At 39.5% G+C, this 7,695-nt stretch carries 6 protein-coding genes; 2 read left to right on the top strand and 4 right to left on the bottom strand.

Annotated features, from left to right (window positions below; genetic code table 11):
* The 3 genes from ACIQ0D_RS10175 to secA all read right to left on the bottom strand — a co-directional run.
* The coding region (locus tag ACIQ0D_RS10175; RefSeq protein WP_395805261.1) for a M20 family metallopeptidase at positions 1–750 on the bottom strand (750 nt) is incomplete at its 3' end.
* Positions 750–1,157 (bottom strand): SPOR domain-containing protein, encoded by a 408-nt coding sequence (locus tag ACIQ0D_RS10170; RefSeq protein WP_395805259.1) that lies wholly within the window; start codon positions 1,155–1,157, stop codon positions 750–752. The genes ACIQ0D_RS10170 and ACIQ0D_RS10175, both read right to left, overlap by 1 nt.
* 3 nt (positions 1,158–1,160) lie before the next feature.
* Positions 1,161–4,463: a preprotein translocase subunit SecA gene (gene secA, locus ACIQ0D_RS10165; RefSeq protein WP_395805257.1), complete on the bottom strand. Its 3,303-nt coding sequence runs from the start codon at positions 4,461–4,463 to the stop codon at positions 1,161–1,163.
* A gap of 463 nt (positions 4,464–4,926) precedes the next feature.
* On the opposite strand from secA, the gene purD reads away from it, so the two are divergent.
* The gene (purD, locus tag ACIQ0D_RS10160; RefSeq protein ID WP_395805255.1) at positions 4,927–6,222 is read left to right on the top strand and encodes a phosphoribosylamine--glycine ligase; all 1,296 of its coding nucleotides are present in this window, start codon (positions 4,927–4,929) and stop codon (positions 6,220–6,222) included.
* Between the two features lie 4 nt (positions 6,223–6,226).
* On the opposite strand, the gene ACIQ0D_RS10155 is transcribed toward purD, so the two are convergent.
* Positions 6,227–7,363 (bottom strand): redoxin domain-containing protein, encoded by a 1,137-nt coding sequence (locus tag ACIQ0D_RS10155; RefSeq protein WP_395805253.1) that lies wholly within the window; start codon positions 7,361–7,363, stop codon positions 6,227–6,229.
* Positions 7,364–7,499: 136 nt separating this feature from the next.
* On the opposite strand from ACIQ0D_RS10155, the gene ACIQ0D_RS10150 reads away from it, so the two are divergent.
* Positions 7,500–7,695: galactokinase family protein (locus ACIQ0D_RS10150; RefSeq protein ID WP_395805251.1), on the top strand; the 196-nt coding region annotated here is incomplete at its 3' end.

Below are 7,695 nucleotides of genomic sequence, written 5' to 3'. Positions count from 1 at the left end.
ATTGGTAGCACCATTGGCAATAACCTTACCAAAAGATAATACCGAAGGCGTTTTTGGATCTGCCACTCGACTTATAATCTGTTGTAGCGCAATGATAATATGCGATGTAATCACCACAGGGTCAATATTTTGCTGAGGCTGAGCACCGTGACCACCCTTACCATGCACGATAACATAAATTTCGTCTGTTGAGGCCATATATTTGCCAGCACGAAAACCAACCTTACCTGTTTCAATTAAAGGCATCACATGCTGACCGAGTACTGCATCAGGCTTAGGATTTTCCAAAACACCCTCCTGAATCATCAGATTTGCACCTCCAGGTAATTTCTCTTCAGCAGGTTGAAAGATTAATTTTACTGTCCCTCCAAATTCATCTTTCAATTCGGAAAGAATTTTTGCTGTACCGAGCAATGATGAAGTATGAACATCGTGTCCACAAGCATGCATCACACCTGGATTTTGAGATTTATATTCTACATCATTGGCCTCTACAATGGGCAATGCATCCATGTCAGCACGAAGAGCCACCACGGCATCAGATGGCTTGGAGCCCTTAATAAGAGCCACTAAGCCCGTATTCGCCATTTTTTTATACTCAATTCCGAGTTCATCTAACTTTTTTGCAACAAAAGCAGAGGTTTCATACTCATGAAAAGAAAGTTCAGGATGAGCATGTAAATGCCTGCGGTTTGCTATCGCATCAGCATGAATTTGATTGGCAAGCTGTGTAACTTTATCTTTTAGCATCATCGAAGAATTATCATTTCAGAGAAAATAAACATGGACGAATAAAACTTTTTTAGCTCATTCATGAATTTTTCGGCTTCGAGCTTCGTGCGAAAATCGCCTACCCGTAGCCTATAATTGGGCTGAACATAGCTGATATAGGTTGAATATGCCGGATAACGCACCTTGAATTTTGCTTGCTCATTATAAGCATCCTGACGCTGTAGGCCGGAAAAAACTTGAACTCGGAAACCTGAAACCGAAATATGGGAACCTGATTTAACATTCTTACTCAGCTCTAAACGCTTTGCAATTAAGCTATCAATCTGCGAATCTTTCGTAACAATTACCTTACCCCTCTCCTGTGCCGAAGCCGATTGGATACCAATCACAAGAAAAATTAAGAAGTAAAGATGCTTCCAATTCATGATTTACTCCGCTCCTATACCATGACAGTTTTTATATTTCTTACCACTACCACAAGGGCAAGGGTCATTTCTTCCAATCTTGTTTTCCACACGAATAGGCTGCGTTTTTTGCAGTTCACGCGTATCATCTACAGGCATTCCATTGGCAGATTGAGCAAGCTCAGGCTTTGACACCTTTAGTTTACTCATATCTTGGCGCTGTTGAGGGCGTGCCTCACGAACTTGTGCAGGGTCTTGCGAAGGAATATTACCTTTAAATAAGAAACTTACGATATCCTTGTTTACGGTTGCCAACATTTGCTTAAACATATTGAAGGCTTCCATTTTATAAACAATCAATGGGTCTTTTTGCTCATAAACCGCATTTTGAACCGACTGCTTTAAATCGTCCATTTCACGTAAATGCTCTTTCCAAGCATCATCAATTAGCGCAAGAACAACAGTCTTCTCGAAAGCCTTAAATACCTCATAACCATTGCTATCAACGGCTTTTTTAAGATTTGAAGCCACCTGGACCGAGCGAATACCATCCGTAAATGGAACCACAATATTTTCAATTTGATCGCCACGCTCCTTCAAAACATCCTTTAAAACTGGATAGGTTTGATTTGCTATAGCCTCCAATTTACGGTTATAATAAGCCTCAATTTTATCGAACATCTTATCCGTAAGATTGTTAATATTGGTCTCCGCAAATTGCTTCTCAGTCATTTCAGGATCTACCGAGAAAATACGAATAATCTCCATTTCGAAGCCTTCATAATTCCCTTGATCTTTGTATTCAGATACAATATCCTCAACTACATCAAACATGGTATTGTTCAAATCTACATCAAGGCGCTCTCCAAATAGGGCATTTTTACGCTTTGCATAAATAACAGAACGCTGTGAGTTCATCACATCATCATATTCCAATAAACGCTTACGCACGCCAAAGTTATTCTCTTCAACTTTACGCTGAGCACGCTCAATCGACTTGGTAATCATGGAATGTTGAATCACTTCACCTTCCTCAATTCCCATTCTAAGCATAATGTTTGAAATACGCTCAGAACCGAATAAACGCATTAAATTATCTTCTAGCGATACGAAAAACTGACTTGAACCTGGATCACCTTGGCGACCAGCACGACCACGAAGCTGTCTGTCGACACGACGCGATTCATGGCGTTCAGTACCCACAATGGCCAAACCACCAGCCTCTTTCACACCTGGGCCAAGCTTAATATCCGTACCACGACCCGCCATGTTGGTAGCGATGGTAACTGTACTCGCCTGACCAGCTTCAGCAACAATATCAGCCTCTTTCTGGTGTAATTTCGCGTTTAAGACATTATGTTTAATGCCTCTTAGTTTAAGCATTCTACTCAAAAGCTCGGAAATCTCAACCGAAGTAGTACCCACCAATACTGGTCGTCCAGCTTGAGTTAAGCGCGTAATTTCATCCGCCACAGCATTGTACTTTTCACGTACCGTACGGTAAACCATGTCCTCCTCATCTTTACGCTTAGCGATAACATGCGTAGGAATTTCAACCACATCTAATTTATAGATCTGCCAAAGCTCACCCGCCTCGGTAACCGCCGTTCCAGTCATACCACAAAGCTTGTGATACATTCTGAAGAAATTCTGGAGCGTAATAGTTGCATAAGTCTGCGTTGCATCCTCAACCTTCACATTTTCTTTAGCTTCAATTGCTTGGTGTAGGCCATCCGAATAACGGCGACCATCCATAATACGACCTGTTTGCTCATCTACCAGCTTAATTTTACCCTCATCAACGATATATTCTACGTCAATTTCAAATAAAGTATAGGCTTTTAAGAGCTGATTTACGGAGTGGATACGTTCAGATTTGATAGAGAAATCGCGCATTAAAGCATCCTTTTTCTCTAGTTTTTCCTCCATAGAAAGCCCCGACTTTTCCAACTCGGCAATTTCAGTACCAACATCTGGCATCACAAAGAAATTATGATCTTCACCAGAGCTAGTAATCAGTTCAATACCTTTTTCTGTCAGTTCAACCTGATTATTTTTTTCATCAATCACAAAGAAAAGCTCGGAATCAACCTTAGGCATTTCCTTGTTTTGGTTTTCCATGTAATAATGCTCCGACTTAGTGAGCACTTGGCGCATTCCGGGCTCGCTCAAAAATTTGATAAGCGCCTTGCTTTTTGGTAAACCACGGTAAGCTCTAAGTAGGGCTAGGCCACCATCTTGCGGACCAGCTTGGCCTTCATTTATTGATTTTTTAGCTTCGTTTAATACATTGTTGATGAAATTCTTTTGAGCAGTAACCAAGCGTTCGATACGTGGTTTTAACTCATAAAATTCATGCTCATCACCACGAGGGATTGGTCCAGAAATGATTAAAGGCGTTCTAGCATCATCAATTAACACTGAATCCACCTCATCAACCATGGCAAAATGCAATTTGCGTTGAACCAGACTTTCTGGATTCGATGTCATATTGTCACGTAGATAATCAAAACCAAATTCATTATTGGTACCGAAAGTGATATCGGCAAGGTAAGCCTTACGTCTATCCTCAGAATTTGGCTGATGCTTATCGATACAATCAACTGTTAGTCCGTGGAATTCAAATAAAGGTCCGTTCCATTCCGAGTCACGGCGAGCCAAATAATCGTTCACTGTAACGATATGCACCCCCTGACCAGACAAAGCATTTAAATAAGCTGGCAAAGTCCCAACAAGGGTTTTACCCTCGCCAGTAGCCATCTCAGCGATTTTACCTTGGTGCAAAACAATACCACCAATTAATTGAACATCATAATGAATCATGTTCCAGGTTACTTCAGTCCCGGCTGCTAACCACGTATTGTGGTGGATAGCCTTATCCCCATTAATAATAACATTCTTTTTACGAGCTGCCAATTCACGATCTGCCTGAGTAGCAGTCACCTCAATGGTTTTATTCTCTGTGAAACGGCGTGCAGTATCCTTCATTACCGCAAAAGCTTCTGGTAAAATATCAATCAAAACTTTTTCAAGCTCCGCATCACGATCCTTTTGAAGCTTGTCTAGCTGATCATAAAGCGCCGTCTTCTCATTCATTGGTAAATCTGCAGACTCAGCTTTGGCTTTCACTGCGGTAATTTCAATATCAATCTCTGTGAGATATTCTTTAATTCTAAGCTTAAAATCAAGGGTTTTTTGCCTTAATTCATCATTGCTTAAAGCAGATAATTTGCTATATTCTTCTTTAGTCTTTTCAACTAAGGGTTGTATTAACTTAATATCACGGTTTGATTTACTACCGAAAAGCTTACTAATAAGTGCTAACATGTGTATTCGAAAATATTTAAAATCAATTTCATACAAGAATTAAGCCATAGGCTAAGATTAGCCAGAATGACATAATTGATTCAAATTTACGATTATTAATTAGGATTGAGAAGAAATAAGGAATGGGGATAAGGAGGAAATAAGGAAAGAACGAAATTCTACTAGTCATTTGAACCTTTGAGATAAATAATGCAAAATATATACTCAATAACTACTAATTATAAAAGGGTCTGTAAAATAAACCCACTCTACGGAGTTTAACATAGAATCTCGGCGGCCATTCTGGAATTCCATACTATCCGCAGATGTCGCCAGCTTAGCTACAATGACTCGGCTCCGAGAACCTGGCTTCAAGAACCTCAACCACCGGGTATAGCAGATGTCGCCAGCCTGACAACTGACAACTCCTAACTGATAACAATTTCCCCCTTGCTCATTAACTATTTCAACTTATCTTTACACCATGAATATCCTAATACTTGGTTCGGGTGGTCGCGAGAGCGCATTCGCCTCAAAAATCGCGGAAAGCAGCCTTTTAACTCAACTTTTTATTGCTCCTGGAAATGCTGGGACTTCGGCCTACGGGAAAAATATTAACCTAAATCCGACAGATTTTGAAGGAATCGCTGATTTTGTACTTAAAAATCAAGTGAAAATGGTACTTGTTGGTCCCGAAGAACCGCTCGTAAAAGGAATTCATGATTTTTTCCTCAATCGCCCCGATTTAATGCATATCCCTGTTATCGGTCCACAAATGCATGGCGCCCAACTCGAAGGAAGCAAGGATTTTTCCAAGCAGTTCATGATAAAGCATGGCATCCCAACAGCTGCTTTTAAATCTTTTAGCAAAGATACATTAGCGGAGGGTTTGACTTATTTAGAAACTCAAAAGCTACCCATCGTTTTAAAAGCCGATGGATTAGCCGCTGGAAAAGGTGTTTTGATTTGTGAAACTTTGCAGGATGCCCAAACAGAACTTAAAGCAATGCTCGCCGATGCTAAATTTGGCGAAGCTAGCAGCACCGTGGTAATCGAAGAATTTTTAACAGGAATTGAACTTTCTGTTTTCGTTTTAACGGATGGAAAAAGCTATAAAATTCTGCCCGAAGCAAAAGATTATAAACGTATTGGCGAAGGTGATACGGGCTTAAATACTGGCGGAATGGGTTCTGTGTCTCCTGTATCTTTTGCAGATGCCACGTTCATGAAAAAAGTGGAAGAGCGCATTATCATTCCCACAATTGAGGGATTAAAAAAAGATGGTATCCCATACAAAGGCTTCATTTTCATCGGATTAATGGCTTCTGATAGTCCGCAAGGAAGAGAACCCCATGTAATCGAATATAATGTACGCATGGGTGATCCCGAGACGGAAAGTGTATTGCCAAGAATTGAAAGTGATTTGATCGATCTTTTCTTAGGTGTTGCCCATGAAAATCTAGCCGAAAAAGAATTAAAAATATCCCATAAAATCGCCGCCACCGTTATGATTGTTGCAGGTGGTTATCCTGGCGATTATGCCAAAGGAAAGGAAATCGCAGGAATTGAAAATTTAAGACATTCAACTGCTTTTCATGCTGGGACTGTCTTAGATAACGGAATGGTAAAATCGAATGGGGGCCGAGTAATTGCGGTGACTTCCTTACAAGATAATTTATTCGATGCGGTACAATGTGCTACTGCGGATGCCGGCCGAATTTACTTCGATGGCAGATATTTCCGCCCCGATATAGGAGTAGATTTAATGGAGCTTTCCTAAAATATTATTTTTTAGTCGCGAATAACTCTTCCAATTTATCATGCAAATCTTTGCCACGTAAATCGCGCGCAATGATTTTACCTTGTGGATCTAATAAGAAATTTCGAGGAATACTTGTTATTCCATACATCCCCGCAGCCTCATTAGCCCAATATTTAAGGTCGGATACATGTTGCCAAGTTAATTGATCATCCTTAATGGCCTTTAACCAGCTATTTTTATCCCTATCTAGCGAGACTCCAAATACAGTAAAGCCATTTTTCCCATAGGTTCTAAATGCGTTCACAACATTCGGATTTTCTTGTCGGCAAGGCCCACACCAAGCTGCCCAAAAATCTAGAAGCACGTATTTACCACGTAATGAAGATAAAGAAATATTTTTCCCAAGACTATCTGCCATCACAAAATCTGGAGCAATAGAACCAATGGAGGTCTTCTTATTTCCAATAATGTATTCTCTAAGTCCTACAGCTGTTGAAGTACTTTCAATATCGTCATTCAGTGCGTTTAAAAGTTCCTCTGCGTCCGTAAAATTATTTGTTGTACTAACTATATTTGGAATGATTAAAAGCGAAATATAGGCGCTAGGGTTATTTCTAACGAAATTCTTTTGGAATTCGGTAAGAGCATTTGTTGCATCACGGAATGGGATTCGGAATTTTTCACGTACAGCATCTGAGGGTAAACCACTCATCGACGCGCTCTGAGCCTCTTGGTTTACAGCAGTAACCTTCGCAGAAAAAGGTGCTTGCTCAGAATTATAACGAATCACATCATCATGCGCCTTAGAGCCAATAACCGATGCATCTGTAAGATTAACTTTTATATCAATTCTGATAATCCCCTGATCTAAGATGAATTGCTTTGCTTGGGAACCATCTTTTTGATAATCTTCACTTATAGATAAAAAAGCTGGAATGGGTTCTGCAATGGTACCTTTGATGCTAAATTTGCCATTTATTACCGCAATCTTCTCTGCCTTCGATTTAGAATTAGCATTAAAAAAATTACTTTTTGTTAAATATAAAGTACTTATTTCTGGTTTAGCCACTGTGCCATTAATTGTATAGGATTTCTGTCCGAAGCCTAAAATTGGGCTACTAATTAATAAAGCTATTATAGCGAAGAAAGAAAGTCTCATGCAAATGATTTTAAAATACAAATTTAAGAATTATAATCAATTTAAGATTGAGGCATATTTTTTAATCCATTAGAAAGGAGCAATTCTTTTGATTTAGGGAATAAAAACAGATATTTATAAGCAGAATATGCATAAGATGAATCCTATTTTCAATTATCCAGACAAAGTAAAAAAGAAATTTTTAGAGCTTTTCAATCAAGAACCTCTAATTGTACGCTCACCAGGGCGTATCAATCTTATTGGTGAGCATACCGACTATAATTTAGGATTTGTGCTACCGGCTGCAATAAATAAGGCAATTTATTTAGGCATTCAAAAGCGTGAAGACAAAT

Origin of the sequence: Daejeonella sp. (assembly GCF_044342615.1) — a bacterium.
GTDB lineage: Bacteria > Bacteroidota > Bacteroidia > Sphingobacteriales > Sphingobacteriaceae > Daejeonella.
This window is presented reverse-complemented; position numbering and strand designations above follow the sequence as displayed.